10 protein-coding genes are annotated in these 18,599 nt (G+C 74.5%); 3 read left to right on the top strand and 7 right to left on the bottom strand.

Annotated elements, in window-relative coordinates; translation table 11 throughout:
- Nucleotides 1-156: 156 nt before the first annotated feature.
- The 5 genes from JOE43_RS06555 to JOE43_RS06535 form a co-directional block, all read right to left on the bottom strand.
- Nucleotides 157-1,404, bottom strand: coding sequence for a GAF domain-containing protein (locus JOE43_RS06555; protein ID WP_209516080.1), 1,248 nt, complete (start codon nt 1,402-1,404; stop codon nt 157-159).
- Between the two features lie 148 nt (nt 1,405-1,552).
- Complete coding sequence (locus JOE43_RS06550; protein ID WP_209516077.1) at nt 1,553-2,146, bottom strand: hypothetical protein; 594 nt, start codon at nt 2,144-2,146, stop codon at nt 1,553-1,555.
- Nucleotides 2,147-2,299: 153 nt separating this feature from the next.
- Entirely contained in the window at nt 2,300-2,875 is a 576-nt protein-coding gene (locus JOE43_RS06545; protein WP_056052581.1) for a DJ-1/PfpI/YhbO family deglycase/protease, read from the bottom strand.
- A 144-nt stretch (nt 2,876-3,019) separates the two neighbouring features.
- Entirely contained in the window at nt 3,020-11,020 is an 8,001-nt protein-coding gene (locus tag JOE43_RS06540; protein ID WP_209516073.1) for a pectinesterase family protein, read from the bottom strand.
- Nucleotides 11,021-11,303: 283 nt separating this feature from the next.
- On the bottom strand, nt 11,304-12,266 hold the full coding sequence (locus JOE43_RS06535; RefSeq protein WP_354555055.1) for a sugar-binding domain-containing protein: 963 nt from the start codon (nt 12,264-12,266) through the stop codon (nt 11,304-11,306).
- A gap of 124 nt (nt 12,267-12,390) precedes the next feature.
- On the opposite strand from JOE43_RS06535, the gene JOE43_RS06530 reads away from it, so the two are divergent.
- The gene (locus tag JOE43_RS06530) at nt 12,391-14,136 is read left to right on the top strand and encodes an FAD-dependent oxidoreductase (RefSeq protein ID WP_374072866.1); all 1,746 of its coding nucleotides are present in this window, start codon (nt 12,391-12,393) and stop codon (nt 14,134-14,136) included.
- 245 nt (nt 14,137-14,381) lie between these two features.
- A complete protein-coding gene (locus JOE43_RS06525; protein ID WP_209516064.1) occupies nt 14,382-15,074 on the top strand; it encodes a GntR family transcriptional regulator in 693 nt (230 codons plus the stop codon).
- On the opposite strand, the gene JOE43_RS06520 is transcribed toward JOE43_RS06525, so the two are convergent.
- Nucleotides 15,071-16,111, bottom strand: a complete 1,041-nt coding sequence (locus JOE43_RS06520; RefSeq protein ID WP_209516061.1) for a hemolysin family protein — start codon at nt 16,109-16,111, stop codon at nt 15,071-15,073. The two genes, JOE43_RS06525 and JOE43_RS06520, sit on opposite strands and share 4 nt — an antisense overlap.
- The gene (locus tag JOE43_RS06515) at nt 16,104-17,531 is read right to left on the bottom strand and encodes a hemolysin family protein (protein ID WP_209516058.1); all 1,428 of its coding nucleotides are present in this window, start codon (nt 17,529-17,531) and stop codon (nt 16,104-16,106) included. Before JOE43_RS06515 ends, JOE43_RS06520 begins: the two co-directional genes overlap by 8 nt.
- 256 nt (nt 17,532-17,787) lie before the next feature.
- On the opposite strand from JOE43_RS06515, the gene JOE43_RS06510 reads away from it, so the two are divergent.
- Nucleotides 17,788-18,594, top strand: coding sequence for a hypothetical protein (locus JOE43_RS06510; protein ID WP_209516055.1), 807 nt, complete (start codon nt 17,788-17,790; stop codon nt 18,592-18,594).
- Nucleotides 18,595-18,599 lie beyond the last annotated feature (5 nt).

Here is an 18,599-nt window from a genome sequence, read left to right as displayed (position 1 = left end):
CGACCGTCGACCGGGCCGGAGGCCTCACGTGCCCGGGACGCCGTCGACGCTACCGGACGACACGTGTCGAGTCAGGGGGGTGGCCAGACGGCACCCGGCACCGTAGGGGCCCGGCCGCCCGGATCGGGGGACGCACTGTACCCCGATCAGCCCAGCTCACGCCGAGGGCGCTCGAGCCGGCAGGTCCTGCAGCTCGCGCTGCACCTGCAGCGCCAGCTCGCGGAGCAGCACGAGGTCGACGCTCTCGGCGCTGCGCGGCACGACGTCGGTGACGCAGAGCGCCCCGACCCGCACGCCGTCGGCCGTCTCGATCGGGTGGCCCGCGTAGAAGCGCACCGACGGGTGGTGCGCGAAGCGCGGATCGGCCCAGGCGTCGGGCACGACGAGCGCCTGCCCGTCGCGCACGGTGTGGGCGCAGAACGAGTCGGCGATCGGCTGCTCGACGCGCATCTGGCCCGACACGGCCTTGTTCCACTGGCGGCCCTCGTCGATCAGCGCGAACGACGCGCCCTGCCCGCCGAGCAGCACGCGCGCGCGCTCGACGATGTCGTCGAACCGCTTCTCGGGCGGGGTGTCGAGCAGGCCGAGGGCGCGGACGGCGGCGAGCTGCGCCTCGGCGTCCTGAGGGGCGTGCCGGGCACGACGGGCCGTGGCGCCGCGCTCGAGCTCGCGGTCGATCAGGGGGGCGAGCAGCGCGGCCTGGTCGGCGGCCCAGGCGCCGTAGCGCAGCACCTGGCCGCGGCGGTCGCCCGCGCCGGTCGGGGCGGCCCCCGGGCGGCCCTGCTGGTCGTCGGCGCCCGTGGAGGGCACGGGCGGCAGCAGGAAGTGCAGGCGTTCGCGCCCCGCACAGAGGTCGGCCGACAGCCGGTTGAGCACGTCGGCCTGCTGGTCGGCCGCCCCGCCGCGGGCGGCGCCGAACTTCTGCACCGAGCTCGGGGCCTGGATGCCGACCACGAGCAGGTGGCAGCTCGGGTCGGTGGCCTGCTCGAGCTGCGACAGCAGGGCGCAGAGGTGGCTGCTCCAGCGGTGCCCGGGCAGCAGCTGGAGGGCGTCGCTCATGCCGAGCACGACGACGACGGCGTCGTAGCCGCGGAGGGGGCGCGACGCGGCGAGCTCGTGGGCGGTCGCGACGGTGACGTGCGGGTCGGCCAGGGCGTCGACGTCGGCGCCGCGCCCGGTCAGGGCGGAGAGCCGGCGGGCGAGGTGCCCCGGCAGCGCGAGGTCGTGGCTGCGGACGCCCCAGCCGACGGCGGGGCCGTTGCCGAACACGAGCACGCGGTCGGGGTCGGTGCCCGGCGCGTGCGCCGAGGGCGCGTCGTCGGGGCGGGGCGTGGTGAGGAGGTCGTCGACGACGCGGTAGCGCCCGCGGGCGACCGTTCGGACGGCTCGGTGCATCAAGGACATGCGGCAGCTCCGTCCCCGGGTGACGGGAGAGAGGGTGGCGGACCGGGCGGGGGTGGGGCCTGACCGTGGACGTTCGATCTTGGCCGAGGCGGGCCCCGCCGGCAAGCCCCCGGACGGGGGCGCGGGGAGTCGCGGGTCGAGCGGCCGGTCAGCCCCGGTCGTCGGGGCTGCGCCGCGCCTCCCCCAGCGCGGCGAGGTCGTCGCCGAGCCCGGCGAGCCGCTCGTCGCGCTCGGCCTCGTAGGCGGGGTCGACGGCGCCCGCGGCGCGCACGCGCGTCACGACGGCGGAGCCGACGTCGGCCCAGGCGCGCTCGACGGCGGAGGCGACGATCCCGTCGACGTAGTCACGGTCGGAACGGAGGGCGTCGAGCCGGTCGGCCACGGCGACGTAGGTGTTCTCGCGGAACCACAGGGTCGCGTCGTCCGCGCTGCGGTAGTCGTGCTGGTGGCGGGAGCGGCCGCGGCTGCCCTTGGTCTTCGCGCGGGCGGCCTCGATGCGCTTGTTCTGGTAGCGCTGCTCCTCCGCGAGCCGGTGCAGGGTCCGGCCCACCGCCTCCGCGGTCTCGTCACGGTCGAAGACGTCGTCGTCGCGTAGCGCCCTGACGACGATGCGGTTCGCGACCGACACGACGGCGGCGGCCCGCGCGATGAGCAGGCCCTCCCCCACGGCGCGCTCGAGGGCGACCGGGTCGACCGGGGCGGGCTCGGCGGCGTCGCCCCGGGGGCTCCTCGACCACTTCACGCCGGTCTCCTCCCGATCACCCGCTCGGCTCCGAGCGTCCCGTCGATCAAAGCACGTCTCGGCCCGTCCCTCCTCCACCTGCCGGGCACGGCGACGGCCCCGCACGCCCCGGAGGGCGGGCGGGGCCGTGGTCGTGGCCGGGGCGACCGGGCGTCAGGCGCCCGCGGGCTCCGTCGTCAACGCGTCGCGGACGGCGCCGACGAAGTCGTCGAGGTCGTCGGGCGTGCGCGAGGTGACGAGCGTGAAGCCGCCCTCGACGTCCGTGACGACCGAGCGGTCGACCCAGCTGCCGCCGGCGTTCGTCGCGTCGGTGCGGAGCGAGGCGAAGGAGGTGAGCTCCTTGCCCTTCAGCAGGTCGGCCTCGACTAGGAGCCACGGCCCGTGGCAGATCGCCGCGACGGGCGCACCGGCCGAGGCGAAGGCCTTCACGAGGGCGACCGCGGCGTCGTCCTGGCGGAGCGTGTCGGCGTTGATGGTGCCGCCGGGCACGAGCAGCAGGTCGTAGTCGGCCGCGGAGGCCTCCTCGATGGTGGTGTCGGGGCGGACGGACTGCCCCGGGTCCTTGTCGCCGACGAGCGTCTCGACGGGGCCGGTCGACTGGGCCGCGACGACGACGGTGGCGCCGGCCGCCCGCAGCGCCTCGGTCGGCACGACGAGCTCGTCCTGCTCGACGCCGTAGTTGGTGACGATCGCGAGAACGCGGCGACCGGTGAGATCGGTGTCTGCCATGGGGGTTCCTCCTCGGTGGCCCGCCGGGCGGGCCTCGTGTGATGACCCTCCCGGTCTACGCCGGGCCACTGGGCGCGGGCTCCGGGACGGTGTCCCCCGGAGCCCGCGCCGGGCTCGGCGCCGCCCACCGGCGCGCCGCCGGGCTCAGCGCCGCGTCGGGTCCCAGCCGTCCGTCCCGGCGAGGTACGCCGCCGCCGTCATGCCGGCCGCCGCCTCGTCGCTCAGCTGCGGGCGGGTCGCGGGCGTCGTCACGACGGCGCCGGGGCCGGTGTTCCGGTACTCGCTGAACCGGCCGGCCGTCCAGGTCGTCACGGCGTCCCAGTCGTTCCACGGCTTGTCGACCGCGACGGCCGACCCGAGCACGGTGTCGCGGACGACGACCTGCGCCTTGCCCTGCGTCGAGTACGGCCGGCCGAGGTAGATCGTCCCGGCGGCGCCGTCGGTGACGATCGTGCTGTCGGTGACCAGGAACCCGAACGGCGACGCCGCGGAGACCGAGGAGTCGGTGAGCGAGGCCCCGGGCCGGTCGAGCACGTGCACGGTGCTGTGGTCGATCACCGTGACGGCACGGCCGAGCACCAGGTCGGCCCCGCCCTCGAGGTACGACCCCGTGACGAAGACGCGGCTGAAGGTCGACGTGTTCGCCGTGGAGGCCAGCAGCGTCTGCTTGTCGCCGAGCAGCCGCACGTGGTCGACGACCTGCTTGTCGCCCGACTTCACCTGCAGCGCGGTCGCCTGTGCGCCCGGCGTGCTCGCCACGCTCTTCAGCGTGAGGGCCCGCAGGGTCCACTGGGGCCCGGAGATCGTCATCGCGGCGACGGCGCCCCCGGGGGCGGTGACCACGACGTCGTCCGGGTCGCCCGTCGCGCCGACGATCGTCACCCCGTAGCGGTTGCCGCTCACCACCGGGCCCGAGTAGGCGCCCGGCAGCACCAGCACGGTGCGGCCGCCCTGGGTCGTGTAGTCGGCGTTGTTCGGCAGCAGGCCCGGCGACGCCGCGACCAGGGCTCCGGCCGCGTCGACCTGGCCGAGCACGCCCTGCAGCGTCGTGGCGTCGCCGCTGCCGTCGGCGGCGACCACGTAGTCGACCTTGACGGGGGTCGCGGAGGCGACCGCCGAGGGGGCCGACACCGCGCCTCCGGCCTTCGCGACGACCGACCACGAGTAGGCGGTGCCGACGACGACCGTCTGGTCGACGAACCGGGTGGCGTCGGCGCCGAGCGAGGCGACGACGGCCGAGCCGGCGGAGGCCGAGCTGCGGACCACGTCGTACCCGGTGACGTCGGAGGCGGTGCTCGCGGCCCAGCCGACGGTCACCGAGCCCTTGCCGAGCGTCGTCGTGACCGCCGTGGGGGCGACGGGGGCGACGGCCCCCGGGTCGACCGGCTCCGTCGGGGTGACCGGCGTGACGGCGGTGGCGGGCGTCGCCGTCACGGTGGCCGGCGCGGAGCGGTTGCCCGCCGCGTCGACCGCGACGACGGCCCAGGTGTACGGCTGGCCGTCGGTGAGGCCGGTGTCGCTCCAGCTCGTGACCGGCCCGACCGAGGCGACGAGGTTCGCGGCCGAGGGCGTGACGGTCGTGCCGGGTGCCCGGTGGACGGACCAGCCGACGACGTCGGCGTCGGCCGGCGCCGTCCAGCCCAGGGTCGCCGACCGCGAGCCCGCGACGGCGGTCAGCGCGGTGGCCGCGCCCGGGGCGGTGGCGTCGGCCGGAGCAGCCGGGTCGGCCACGGCGGGGTACCAGGAGGCGGCGCCCAGCCAGGCGGACACGGTCGCGGTGACCGACTCGGCGGGCGTGAGCTGCGGCCGTGACGCGGTCGCGGCCACGACGGCGCCGGGCCCGGTGTTGCCGAACTCGGCGAACCGCGCCGCCGTCCAGGCGTACCCGTTGAAGTCCTGCCAGGGCGACGACTTGACGCCGGTGCCCAGCACGGTCTCGCGGATGATCGCCTGGGGCGCGTTCGCGGCGGTCGTCGTGCCCTGGGCGTACGGGCCGCCGAGGCGCACGTCGGTGACCCCGGCCGCCGGGGCGATCGTCGAGCCGACGACGAGGAAGCCCCGTCCGCCGACCGCGGTGGTCGACGGGATGAGCACGGTGCCCGAGGTACGGGTCGGCGTGATGGTCGTGTCGTGCACCACCAGCGACGCCCGGCCGAGCAGGACGTTGCTCGCTCCGCGGACCGTCGACGACTCGATCATCTGTCGGCTGGTCGCGCCGGCGGTGGGCACGTCGGCCCAGACGGCGCGGTCGACGGCGCTCAGCGCCACGCCGGTGAGGAGCACCCGGTCGCCGGTCATCGAGACGGCCGGGCCGTTCGAGGCGCCCGAGGTGTTCTCGACCGACAGCCCCTGCACCGTCACGCCCGAGCCGGTGATCGACAGGGCGGGCGCTGACGTGCTGCTGGTCAGGGTCACGTCGGAGGCGCTGGCCCCGCCGCCGAGGACGGTCACGTTCGACCGCGCGATGGTCGTGCTGCCGACGTAGCTGCCGGGCTCCACCCGGACGACCCAGGGGCCGGAGCCGGTGGCGGCGTCGACCGCCGACTGGAGCGTCGGGTAGGGGCCGCCGGCCTGGACGACCGCGTCGACGCGCTGCGCCGGCGTCACCGCGACGGCCGCGCTGCGGGCCGACTCGGCGCCGGAGGCGTCGACCGCCGTGACGGTGAACGAGGTCACCGTGCCGTTGGTCAGGCCCGTGGCCGTGAAGCCCTGCGTCGTGGTCGTGCCGACCTCGACCCCGTCGCGCTGGACGCGGTAGCCGACGACGTCGGCCTCGGTCGACTCGTCCCAGGTGAGGACGGCCTGGCCGCTGCCGCCCGCGGCGGTGAGGCCGACGGGGGCCGTGGGCGCGACGTCGGCGACCGGCGCGAGCGTCGGGTCCCAGCCGTCGGTGCCGGCGAGCCAGGCCGACGGCGTCGCGGCGGCGGCCTCCGTCGCGCTGAGCTGCGGCCTCTTGTCGTTGACCGTGGCGCCGGGGCCCGTCGTGCCGTGCTCGGCGAACCGGCCGTCGGTCCAGACGTTCGGGGCGAAGTCGACCCAGGGCTGCGACGTCGAGACGCCGTCCGAGATCCAGGTGTCGACCAGCGCGGTCTGGCCGCGGGAGACGTCGCCGTAGGCGCCGTCGCTCCACGAGCGCCAGGGCCGGCCGAGCGCGAACGTCTCGTCGGCGTCGCTGGCGATCCGGCTGTCGACCACGAGGTAGCCACGGGCCTTGCTGGCGGTGCTCGGCGCGAAGATCGTGCCCCCGCCGTGCGCGGTCGCGTGGATCGTCGTCCGGTCGAGGACCGCGGTCGCCCGCCCGAAGACGAAGTCGACGTTGCCCTCGATGAAGCTGTCCACGTAGTACTGGCGGGGGTAGCCGCTGCCGTCGGCGGTGATGTTGCCGGACGCGTCGGCGTTGAGGGTGTCCTGCACGCCGAGGAGGCGCACGTCGCGGTAGACCTGGCGGTCGCCCGTCGCGCGGAGGGCGACGGCCTGCGTGTTGTAGGTGCCGATCTCGGGGTGCTCCGCCTTGTCGAACGTGTTGCTGATCGTCAGGTCGCGCACCTGGACGCCGGCGCCCGACAGGGTGACGGTGGCGCTGCCCGCGGTGCCGCAGGTGGCGGCGACGACGGCGGGGCAGGTGGTGGCGGAGCGGGGCGTGCCGTTGGCGTTGTCGAAGGTCAGCACGACGTCGCGGGGCTCGCCCGTGCTGCCGGCGATGACGAGGTTCGACTTCGACGACGAGACCACGCCGCGGTAGGTGCCGGGCTCGACGACGACCACGGAGGGCTTCGTCGCGGTACCGGCGGGGACGGCCGCGAGGGCCTGCTGGAGGGTCGTGACGTCGCCCGAGCCGTCGGCCGCGACGGTGACGTCGGCGACCAGCGGCGCGGGGGCGGGCACCGCGGTGACGGCGGCCGCGGCGGACGACGTGCCGGCCCGGTCGACGGCGACCACGAGGTAGTGGACGGCCGTGCCGTTCACGAGGCCCGTGTCGACGAAGGTCGGCTTCGCGACCTCGGCGACGAGCTGGGCCGGGTCGACGGCGACGGGCTCGTCACCGGTCGACCGGTAGACCCGGTAGCCCGTGACGTCGGCCTCGATCGACTCCGTCCACGACAGGCCGACGCGCTGTTCGTCGGGGCTGGCGACCAGGCCGGCCACGGCGAGGGGCGCCACGTCGGGGCGCGGCGTCGCGACCGGGTCCCAGCCGTCGCTGCCCGCGAGGTAGGTCGCGGCCGTGTAGCCGCGCGCCTCGTCGTCGGTGAGCTGGGGGCGGGTGGCGGAGGTGCCGCTGCCGGGCCCGACGTTGCCGTGCTCGGCGAAGCGGGCGCTCTGCCAGGTGGTGGTGACGCCGCTGTTGACCATGTTCGTCCAGGTCTGGGTCGAGCTGATCACCGGTCCGAGCCAGGTGTCGCGGACGACGACCTGGGCGATCGCCGACGAGTCGGCGACGCTCGTGCCGTCGGCCTGCGCCTTGCCGGGCTGCCAGGGGCGGCCGAGCGACTGCGAGCCGTCGGGGGCGGTGCCGACGATGCGGCTGCCCGTGATCAGCACGCCGAAGCGCTGCGAGACGTCGGTGCTGGCCGCGGTGACGGCGCCGTTCGGCGACGTGCCGTGGTCGAGCGCCGCGAGGGTGGAGTCGTCGATGACGACGGTGCCGCGCCCGAAGACGAAGTCGACGTCGCCGGCGACGTACCCGCCGTGGAAGTACGAGCGGGCCGTCACGCCGGCGGACGGGCTGTTGGCGTACCAGGTGTCCTGGTTGCCGAGCAGGTGCACGTTCTCGTACACGAGGCGGTCGCCGGTGGTGCGGAGGGCGACGGCCTGGCCGGAGGCGTACGTGCCCTCGACGTAGGCGTTCTCGACCGTGAGGTCGCGCAGCTGCACCGAGTTGCCCGTGATGACGAGCGTGGCGCTGCCCGAGGTGCCGTAGGTGTCGGCGACCCCGTTCGTCGTGGTGCCGGTCGGCGTGCCCGCGGCGCGGTCGCCGGTGATGACGACGTCGCCGGCCTGGCCGGTGGCGCCCACGAGGATCGTGTGGGGCTTGCTGATCGTGGCGTACTCGGCGTAGCGGCCCGCGGCCAGCGAGATGACGGTGGGGTCGGTGGCCGTGCCCGCGGGGGCCGCGGCGAGCGCGTCGCGGAGCGTCGTGAAGCGCGTCACGCCGTCGGCGGGGGCCGCCGGGTCGACGACGACGTCGGTGACGAGCGGGGCTGCGGCGACGAGCGCCGTCACCTCGGCGGAGGGCGCCGACACGGCGCCGGCGCGCGAGAGCGCCACGACGGCCCAGCGGTAGGTCGAGCCGGTGCTGACGGTCGTGTCGCTCCAGGTCGGGGCGTCCACGGTGGCGACCGGCACGAAGGGGCCGGTCTCGTCGGCCCGCAGCACCTGCCAGCCGGTGACGGCCGCGGAGGCGTCGTCGCTCCAGCTCAGGTGCACGACGCGGGCGTCGGGCGAGGCGACGACGTCGGTCGGGGTCGCCGGCAGCGCCGTCGAGGCGGCACGGACGGGGTCCCAGCCGTCCTTCCCGGCGAGGTACTTCTCGGGCGTCGCCGCCGCGGCCTCCTTGGCCGTCAGCTGCGGACGGTTCTCGTTCGTGCCGGCGCCGGGGCCGGTGTTGCCGCTCTCGGCGAAGCGGGCGTCCTTCCAGGAGAAGGGCACCTTGACGCCCGACGAGTTCGTCGACGACATGTCGTCCCAGGGGGCCGCCGCGTCGATCGCGCGGGGCAGCCAGGTGTCCTTGACGACGACCGAGCCGAGCGCGTCGGGGTCGGCGCTCGGGTGCCACGGGCGGCCGAGGTTGACCGTGCCGGCGGCGGCGTCGCTCACGACCTTGCTGTCGGTGATCAGGAAGCCGTACTTGCTGCCCGTGTCGGTGCTCGCGGCGGTGAGGTAGCCGTTGTTCGCCTTGCCCCGGTCCAGCGACCGGAAGGTGACCCGCTGGAACACCGCGGTGCCGGCGCCGAAGACGTAGTCGACGTCGCCCTCGACGTAGCTGTCGACGTAGTACTGGCGGATGCGCGTGGTGGGCTTCGGGGTGTCGGCCAGCAGGGTGTCCTGGTTGCCGAGCAGGCGGACGGTGTCGGCGACGAAGCGGTCGCCCTCGACGCGCAGGGCGACGGCCTGGGCGCTGGTGATCTGCGGGTTCGCGGCCTCGTCGAAGGTGTTGGCCACGGTGAGGTGGTCGAGGGTCACGTTCGCGGCGGTGACGAGCACGACGGCGCTGCCGGCGGTGCCGAGCGTCGACTCCGGCTCGTCGGGGTCGGTGCTGCCCGAGGCGCGGGCCGACCGGATCACGACGTCGCCGGGGGTCGCCCCGGTGCCGTGGACCTGGACGTTCGGGCGCGAGATCTCGAACGACTCGTCGTACGTGCCCGGGGCGACGTCGACGCGGTACGCGTCGAGCGAGGCGCGCGGGATCGCCGCGAGCGCCGCGCCCACGGTGGCGTAGGTGCCCTGCGGCCCGACGGTCAGCACCGTCTGGACGACGGGCAGCGGCACGGCGGCGGTGCGCGAGGTCGCGGTGACGACGCCGCTGGCCTTCGAGACGTTGCCGACGCGGTCCTGGGCGGTCACGCGGTAGGAGGCCGCGACTCCCTGGGGGGCGCTGGTGTCGACGAACCGGGGGGAGGCGCCGGCCGCGTCGAGGGGGACGGTCGCCAGCAGGGTCCAGGTGCCGCCCGCGACGCTGCGCGACACGGCCCAGCCGGCGAGGTCGAGGTCCTTCGGGGCCGTCCAGGAGAGCGCGAGGCCGGCGGTCGGGCCGGCGGCGACCTTCAGCGATCCCGGAGCACCCGGAGCGACGTTCGGCGACTTCGCCGTGACGGCGAGGTACGACGACGCGTTGCCCGAGCGGTCGACGGCGCGCACGCGGTAATAGACGGTGTCGCCCTCGGCGACCGTCGGGTCGGTGAAGGTCGGCGCCACGAGGACGCCCTGCCCGCCCGCCGGGAGGTGGGGCACGTAGACCTCGTCGCCGTTCCGCTTCGTGACGGTGTAGCCGGCCAGGTCGGCCTCGCCCCCGCCCGTCCACGAGACCGTCACGCCTCCGGTCGCCAGCACGACGACCTTCGGGCTCGACGGAGCGCGGGGCGGCGTGGTGTCGCCGGGGACGGCGGCGCTGACGACGGCCGCCGGGCCCTGCCCCGCGGCGTTCGTCGCGACGACGGACCACCACGACGTCGCCCCGGCGGGGGCGGCGGCGTCGACGGCGCTCGTCGCCGTCGCGGAGGAGGTGGGCACGCGCACCCACGGCCCGGACGCCGCGGCGCCCCGGGAGAGGACGTAGCCGGTCGCGCCCGGCGTGGCCGACCACGAGACGGTGGGCACGCCGGCGCTGCTGAGCTTCACGGCGAGGCCGGTCGGGGCGGCGGGGACGACGGCGGGGCCCGCGGGGCGGGTGGCGCTGACCGTCGTGGCCGACGACACGTTGCCGCTGTGGTCGACGGCGGTCACGCGCCACGTCGACTTCACGCCCGAGGGGGCCTGGGCGTCGGTGAACTGCGAGCTGGTGACCGGCGAGCTGGTGAGCTGCACGGCGGAGCCGCCGGAGGAGGCGGTGCGGGTGACCGTCCAGCCGGCGACGTCGGGCTCCGTCGCGTCGGCCCAGTCGAGGGCGACCCCGGCGGCGGAGACTGCGGCCTTGAGCTTCGCGGGCGACGAGGGCTTCGTCGTGTCGGTCGCCGTGACCGACTTGACGCTCGAGAGCTTCGAGACGTTGCCCGAGCGGTCGACCGCGGCCACGGCGTAGGAGGCCTTCGCCCCACCCGTGATCGTCGCGTCGACCGCCGACGGCGTCGTGGGGCTCGCGACGAGGGTCGACGACGTCGACACCGACGACGTGGCCGAGCGGTACACGCGGTACCCGGCGAGGTCGCCGGCCGAGACCTTGCCCCAGCTCAGCGAGCTGCCGACCCCGCCGCTGTAGCTGACCTTCAGGCTGCTCGGCGCGGACGGCGGCGTCGTGTCGGCCGCGGCCGTGGCGGCCTGGATCGGCAGGGCCGCGCCGGCGAGCGCGACCACGGCGGCGAGGGCGACGACGGCGCGCGTGCGCCCGGGGGCGGAGGCGCCGCGGCGGCGGGCGGCGCGTCGGCCGTGCGCCCGCGGGGACGGGGCGACGGCGGCGGGGTCGGGAGAGGGCGTGACGGGACGACCGGGCATGGCGGTGGGGTGCCTTCGGGTAGGCGCGGCGACCGACCGCCCGGGCACGCGCCGACGCACCACGACCGGGGGCCGTGGGGCGGGACGGGTGCGCGGCGATCGTGCATCGCAGGTTCGGGTGAGCGCTCACTCCGAGGTGGGGTGGGCCCCGGAGCGTCCCCATCATGGGGGACGCACAGCTCCAGACGCAAGGGTCTCTCACGTCGGCGTGTCGTCGGCGCTGCGGGCGCGCCTCCTCGGGGCTCCTCCGCCCTCCGGGCCGGGTCGTCGGCGCGCGCCCGCCTCAGCTCGCGAGCAGCGCCCGCGCCGTGCCCTCGTCGAGGATGAGGTCGGTCGCCAGGCCGGCCGCGAGGGCGCCGCGCACGCCCGCGACCTTCGCCTCGCCGGCGACGACGCAGACCCGCCGGGGCGCCCGGCGGACGGTCGCGAGGTCGGGCCCCGTGCCGCGCGCGTTCAGCTCGATGTCGGTCGACGAGCCGTCGGCCCGGTAGAAGACCGTCGCCACGTCGCCGACGACGTGGTCCGCGTCGAGGCTGTCGTGGTCGCTCTGCTCGAGGTAGCCGCCCGAGTAGACGTGGCTCGGCACGCGCGCGTCGCGCGAGCCGACGCCGAAGACGACGAGGTCCATCGACGCCTGCAGCTCGAGCACGCGCTTCGTGCTCCGCTCGCGCCAGAGGGCGCGCTTCGTCGCCGGGTCGTCGAAGAACGCCGGCACCGGGAACTGCTGGATCGCCGCCGTGTACGCCTGCCCGAAGCGCCGCAGGATCTCGCTCGCGTACTCGATGCCCGTCGTGCGCGTGTTCGCGGCGCCGTTCAGCTGCACGACGACCGAGTTGTGCGTGGGCTTCGGCACCAGCGACCGGCTCACGGCGCTGAGGGTCGAGCCCCAGGCCACCCCGATGACCATGTTCGAGTCGACGTACGGCGTGATCGTTCGTGCAGCCGACAGGGCGACCCGTTCGAGCCGGTCGACGTCGCTCGTCTGGTCGGGCACCGGCACGACGTGGGCGACCACGCCGAAGCGTCGGTGCAGCCCCTCGGCGACGGCGGTCGCCTGGTCGAGCGGCGACTTGATCTGGATGTCGACCAGCCCCGACTCGCGGGCGGACTTCAGGAGGCGCGAGACCGACGAGCGGGACGTCCCCAGCTCCGAGGCGATCGCCTCCATCGTGAGGTCCTGCATGTAGTAGAGGTGCGCCGCACGCAGCGCCTCCTGGGTCTTCTCCGCCGTCGTCAGCTCGGCCACGAGCACCTCCGTGCACATGTGTGCAGATACGTTGCACCCTCGCTCCGAGGGGTCGACCATGAGGTTACCGGCGAGACGGTGCGTCCACCCGCCCCGCCACCACCCCCAGATGGAAGAAGACCCCGTGACCGAGTCGAAGAAGACACAGAGCATCCGCAAGAACGTCGCCGCGATCATCGACCGCCCGACCGCGAAGGTGTTGATCGTCGGAGGGGGCATCAACGGCATCGCGACCTTCCGCGACCTCGCCCTCCAGGGCGTCGACGTCGTCCTCGTCGAGCGCAACGACTACGCCTCGGGCGCCTCGGCCGCCTCGTCGCACATGATCCACGGCGGCATCCGCTACCTCGAGAACGGCGAGTTCCGCCTCGTCCGCGAGAGCGTCGAGGAGCGCAACGGCCTCCTCAAGATCGCCCCGCACTACGTGAAGCCGCTGCAGACGACGATGCCGATCTTCTCGACGTTCTCCGGCATCCTCAACGCCCCGCTGCGCATGCTCACGCACAAGCAGCGCTCGACCAAGGAGCGCGGCGCGCTGCTGATCAAGGTCGGCATGACCCTGTACGACTCCTTCTCGCGCGACGGCGGCTCCGTGCCCCGCCACGTGTTCCGCACCGGCAAGGCCGCGCTGAACGACATGCCGGCCCTCAACAAGGGCGTCAAGTACACCGGCACCTACTACGACGCGTCGGTCCACGAGCCCGAGCGCCTCGCGCTCGACGTGCTGAAGGACGGCCTCGCGGTCGGCACCGGCGCCCGCAGCGCCAACTACGTCGAGGCCGTCGGTCAGCGCGACGGCGGCGTGCTGCTCCGCGACGTCGTCAGCGGCACCGAGTTCGTCGTGCAGGCCGACGTCGTCATCAACGCCTCCGGCCCCTGGACCGACCTCACGAACCAGGCGTTCGGCGGCGAGTCGGCGTACATGGGCGGCACCAAGGGCTCGCACATCGTCGTCGACAACGCCGAGCTGCTCGAGGCCACCAAGGGCCGCGAGATCTTCTTCGAGAACAACGACGGCCGCATCGTGCTCATCTACCCGCTCAAGGGCCGGGTGCTGATCGGCACGACCGACATCGACGCCGACCCGTCGCAGCCCGCGGTCTGCACCGAGGAGGAGGTCGACTACTTCTTCGACCTCGTCAAGCACGTCTTCCCGCAGATCGAGCTCGGCCGCGACCACATCGTCTACCGCTACTCGGGCATCCGCCCGCTGCCCCGTCACGAAGACACCGCCCCCGGCTTCGTGTCGCGTGACTACCGCATCGTCGAGACGCCCATCGCGGGCCTGACCTCGACCGTGCTGAGCCTGGTCGGCGGCAAGTGGACCACCTTCCGCGCCCTCTCGGCGCACCTGTCGACCGAGGCCACGAAGCGCCTGGGCGTCGAGCGCACCGTCGACACCACCGGCATGGCGATCGGCGGCGGCGCGGGCTTCCCGACCACCGACGCGGCCCGCACGACGTGGGTCGCGGCGCACGCCGACGGCCTCGACCGCGACCAGGTCGACCGCCTGCTGACGCGCTACGGCACCCGTGCCGAGAGCGTCATCGAGACGCTGCTCGACCAGCCGTCGCAGCCGCTCGCCAGCGAGCCCGAGCTCACCGAGGCCGAGATCGCCTACTTCGCCGAGCACGAGGACGCCGTCCACCTGGCCGACGTCGTGCTGCGCCGCACGAACCTCGCGTTCGTCGGCGGCGTGACGATCGAGCTGCTCACCGAGATCGCCGACGTCCTGGGCCGCGCCCTCGACTGGAGCGACGAGCAGCGCGACGCCGAGATCGAGACGACCATCGAGACGCTGCGCTCCTCGCACGGCGTCGAGGTCGGCTCGCAGCACGTGCCGAGCGAGACCGCCCCGGCCTCGAAGTGACGACCCGCGCCTCCTGACCCGCGAGGGCCCCGGGAGGCGCGGTGCACCGGTCCGTGCGCGTCGCGTTCCTGACCCGACACGGTGCGCACGCCAGGAGAGGCCCGCCCGCCCCCTCGGGGCCGGGCGGGTCTCGTGCGTGACGGGGCCGCCGTCCACAGCCGCCGCTCCCCCGGACGACGGACTGGTATGTGACACTTCTCCGATAGGGTCGTGCCGTACCGACCTCGTGCCGAACGGAGACCGCCGTGCCCATCCCCACCTCCCCCCCCGCCGCCGAGCGTCAGCTGCTGCGCGACACGGTGCGCTCGCGCATCCGCGACGCGATCGTCGACGGCACCCTCGAGCCGGGCGAGCGCCTGCACGACGACGAGCTGATCGCGTGGCTCCAGGTGTCGCGCACCCCCATCCGCGAGGCGCTCGGCGACCTCGTGCGCGCGGGCCTCGTCGAGATGGCGCCGAACCGCTACACCCGGGTCGCGACCCCCCGCGCCGAGGAGGCCATCGAGGCGGTCCAGACGCTCGGCGTCCTGTTCGGCGGCGCCGTGCGCCTGGCCGTCCCCCTGCTCTCGGCGGGCGTGACCGCGCAGATCGTGGCCGGCATCGACGCCTGCCTCGCCGACCTCGACGCGGAGGACGGCCCCGCGCTCAACGCCCACACGGTGGCGCTCTTCTCGACCTACGTCGACCACTGCGGCAACGCCTCGCTGCAGCGGGTCTGCCGCGACGTGACCGACGGCCTCGCCTACAAGCTCCGCCTGCCGAACATCGTCCAGGTGCTGAACTGGGCCGGCATGGCCGAGCAGTACCGCCTGCTGCGGCACGCCACGCTCGACGGCGACCCGATCACCGCCGAGCTCGCCGCCGAGGCCCTCCACGAGCTGCCGGGCGAGCGGCCCGCCCCGGCGCGCGGGGGCGGGCCGGGGCCGGTCGCGGCCTAGACCGTCGTCGCGTCGTCGACCTCGCCGACGAGCTCCTCGATGATGTCCTCCAGGAAGAGCACGCCGGTCGTGGTGCCGTCGGCCCGCACGGAGCGGGCCACGTGGGCGCCGCTGCGGCGCATGGCCGCCAGGGCGTCCTCGAGATCAGCGTCGTGCGAGACGGCGCCGAGTCGGCGGATGCGCTTCTCGGGCACCGGGGCGTCGAACGACTCCGGGGTGGTGAGGTCCATGACGTCCTTGAGGTGCAGGTAGCCGGTGGGCTGTCCGTCGGCGTCGGTGAGGACGTACCGCGAGTAGCCGTGGGCCGAGACGGCCCGCTGCACGTCCGCGGGGGTCGCCGCCGGGGCGAGCCGCACCATGTCGGCCACCGGCACCTCCACGTCGCGGACCTTGCGGGTCGTGAACTCGAACGCAGCGCTGAGGGTGCCCGACGCGTCGTCGAGCACGCCCTCGCGCGTCGACTGCTGCACGATGCCGGCGACCTCGTCGAGCGTGTAGGTGCTGGTCGCCTCGTCCTTCGGCGTCACGCCGAAGAGCCGCAGCACGCCGTTGGCGATGCCGTTGAGCGACCAGATGACGGGCTTGAACACGCGGGCCACGACGACGAGCGGCGGGGCCAGGATGAGCGCGGCCCGGTCGGGCACCGAGAACGAGAGGTTCTTCGGGATCATCTCGCCGACCACCACGTGCAGGAAGGTCACGAGCACGAGGGCGATGACGAACGCCACGACGCCGATGGCCTCGGCCGACAGCGTGGTCAGCCCGAGCGGGATCTCGAGCAGGTGGTGGATCGCGGGCTCCGACACGTTCAGGATCACCAGCGAGCAGACCGTGATGCCGAGCTGGCTGGTCGCGAGCATGAGCGTGGCGTGCTCCATCGCCCACAGGGTCGTCTTGGCGGCCTTGCTGCCCGCCTCGGCGCGCGGCTCGATCTGCGAGCGACGGGCGCTGATGACGGCGAACTCGGCGCCGACGAAGAAGCCGTTGACGACGAGCAGCACCACCAGCCAGACGATGCCGGGCAGGTACTCACTCATGGGTCATGTCCTCTCGGAGGGCGGTGGCGATGCGGTCGTGCTCCGCGCGGTCGGCGCGGCCGCGGCTCTCGGCGGGGGTGGCGGGGCCGGAGGCGCGGGTCGAGCCGGCCGGGCCGGTCGCGTCGTCGTCCGCCCGCGGCACGAAGCGCAGCCGCTCGGTGCGCTGGCCCACGACGCGCTCGACGCGGAGGGCGCCGCCTTCGACCTCCACCTCGTCGCCGACCTCGGGCAGCCGCCCGAGCCGCTCGGTGACGAAGCCGCCGACCGTCTCGTAGTCGCCGTCGTCGGGCACGCGGATCGCGGCCCGGTCGTGCAGCTCGTCGGGGCGGAGCGCGGCGTCGAAGAGCACGGTGCCGCCCGAGCGGACGATGCCGACGCGCGCCCGGTCGTGCTCGTCCTCCAGCTCGCCCACGATCTCCTCGACGAGGTCCTCCAGGGTCACCAGGCCGGCGGTGCCGCCGAACTCGTCGGTGACGACGGCGATCTGGAAGCCGTCGCGGCGGAGCAGGCCGAGCAGCGTGTCGGTGCCCATCGTCTCGGGCACGAAGCGCGCGTCGGAGACGAGGGAGGACACGAGCACCTCGTCGCGCTCCTCGAGGGGGAGGGCGAACGCCTGCTTGACGTGCACGACGCCGAGGATGTCGTCGGAGTCGTCGCCGATCACGGGGAACCGCGAGAACCCGCTGCTCAGCGAGGCCTCCACCACGGCGGCGGCGGTGTCGGTGGCCCGGACGGTCGTCATGCGCACGCGAGGCGTCATCACGTCGACGGCGTCGTGCTGGGAGAAGCGCAGGGTGCGGCCCAGCAGGGTCGCGTGGTCGTCGTCGAGGACGCCCTCGAGCGCCGACCGGCGGACGAGCGAGCTGAGCTCCTCGGCCGAGCGGGCGCCCGAGAGCTCCTCCTTCGGCTCGATGCCCATGCGGCGGATGGCCGCGTTGGCCGTGTTGTTGAAGAGCAGGATGACCGGCTTGAAGACCGTCGTGAAGGCCGCCTGGAACGGCACGACGAGCTTGGCCGTGGCGAGCGGCAGGGCGAGGGCGAAGTTCTTCGGCACGAGCTCGCCGATCACCATCGAGAAGAGGGTCGCGACGAGGATGCCGACGACGGCGCCGATGCCGGGCACGACCGCCTCGGGCACGCCGAGCCCGGTGAGCGGGCCTTCGAGCAGCGAGCTGATCGCCGGCTCGAACGTGTAGCCCGTCAGGAGCGTCGTCAGAGTGATGCCGAGCTGCGCGCCGGAGAGGTGGGTCGACGTGATGCGGAGGGCCTTGATGGTCGGGCCGAGGCGCTTCTCGCCCCTCTCCTGGCGCTTCTCGAGGTCGTTGCGGTCGAGGTTGACCAACGAGAACTCGGACGCGACGAACAGGCCGGTGCCGACGGTGAGGACGAGACCGATGCCCAGCATCACCCACTCATTCATGGTGCCCCTCCCCCCGTGGTGCGGCCGCCGAGGCGGTCAGGGCCGGGAAGGGCCAGGGCATGTGGGAGGGAGGGTCGTCCATGAGGGAGAACGGTAGGGGCCCCCGCCGACAGCCCCCTGGGAACGTGCAGGCGCTGCACGCCCTGGCGCGGCTCGACCAGGCCCCGCACGGTCGGTCGCTCGCGGCGGGCGGTCCGGCGCCGGGGAGGCCGTACTGTGGAGCCGATCGAGATTGGACCACCACCCCGTGACTGACATGAGCCTCCGACTCCCGACGACGCGGTTCCGCGCCGTCTTCGCGCTCGGCACCCGGCGCGCGGCCAGCCTGCCCCTCCCGACGACCCTCGGCGCGCCGAACCTCTTCGCGGAGTGGGACGACGAGACGGAGCAGAGCACGCTCTACGTCGGCTTCGGCACGGGGCAGATCCACCTCGACACCGCGCCCACGGGCATCGAGCACCACTTCCACGACCTCAGCGGCGACGACACCGACGTCAGCCCCTGGAACGGCGACGACACACGACAGCTGCTCGACTGGTCGTCGGCGCTCCTCTCCGACTTCCACCAGCTCGTGCCCGACCTGCTCGACGACGTCGACGACGCGGCCGCCTGGCACGACGCCGGCCTGACCCTCTGGGTCTGCGAGGTCGAGGAGCCCACGCAGCTCGACCTGATCGAGGTCGACATCGAGGGCGAGCTGCTCACCCTGCCGTGGCTCGGCGCCGGCCACGTCGAGCACGACCACGTCGAGGAGTCGGTGCACGGCGCCCTCGACCACGGCGTCGACGACGACCGCGAGCACCCGATCGCCCTGCTCTGGACGGCCGAGGCCGACGGCACCCCCGACTCCCCCATCGCCGAGGCCTGGCTGCGGCCCGGCACCGAGCAGCCCGTCACCCGGGCCGTGCCCGGCGTCGACTGGGAGGCGGTGGGCATGCCCGCCGACGAGGTGCTCTCGTGGCTCGAGGGCATCTACCTCAACCACCACGTGCTGCCCGACCCCGCCGGCACGATCCTCACGGGCGTGCTCGAGCGCCTCGGCGGGATCGACGGCACCGACTAGGGCGG

The organism is Frigoribacterium sp. PvP121 (assembly GCF_017833115.1).
Taxonomy (GTDB): Bacteria; Actinomycetota; Actinomycetes; order Actinomycetales; family Microbacteriaceae; genus Frigoribacterium; species Frigoribacterium endophyticum.
This window is presented reverse-complemented; position numbering and strand designations above follow the sequence as displayed.

Excerpts from the sequence above, each read along its gene's own strand:
- JOE43_RS06510 (WP_209516055.1), top strand. The coding sequence starts at position 17,788 with ATGAGCCTCCGACTCCCGACGACGCGGTTCCGCGCCGTCTTCGCGCTC.
- JOE43_RS06540 (WP_209516073.1), bottom strand. The coding sequence starts at position 11,020 with ATGCCCGGTCGTCCCGTCACGCCCTCTCCCGACCCCGCCGCCGTCGCC.
- JOE43_RS06520 (WP_209516061.1), bottom strand. The coding sequence starts at position 16,111 with ATGAGTGAGTACCTGCCCGGCATCGTCTGGCTGGTGGTGCTGCTCGTC.
- JOE43_RS06515 (WP_209516058.1), bottom strand. The coding sequence starts at position 17,531 with ATGAATGAGTGGGTGATGCTGGGCATCGGTCTCGTCCTCACCGTCGGC.
- JOE43_RS06555 (WP_209516080.1), bottom strand. The coding sequence starts at position 1,404 with ATGTCCTTGATGCACCGAGCCGTCCGAACGGTCGCCCGCGGGCGCTAC.
- JOE43_RS06545 (WP_056052581.1), bottom strand. The coding sequence starts at position 2,875 with ATGGCAGACACCGATCTCACCGGTCGCCGCGTTCTCGCGATCGTCACC.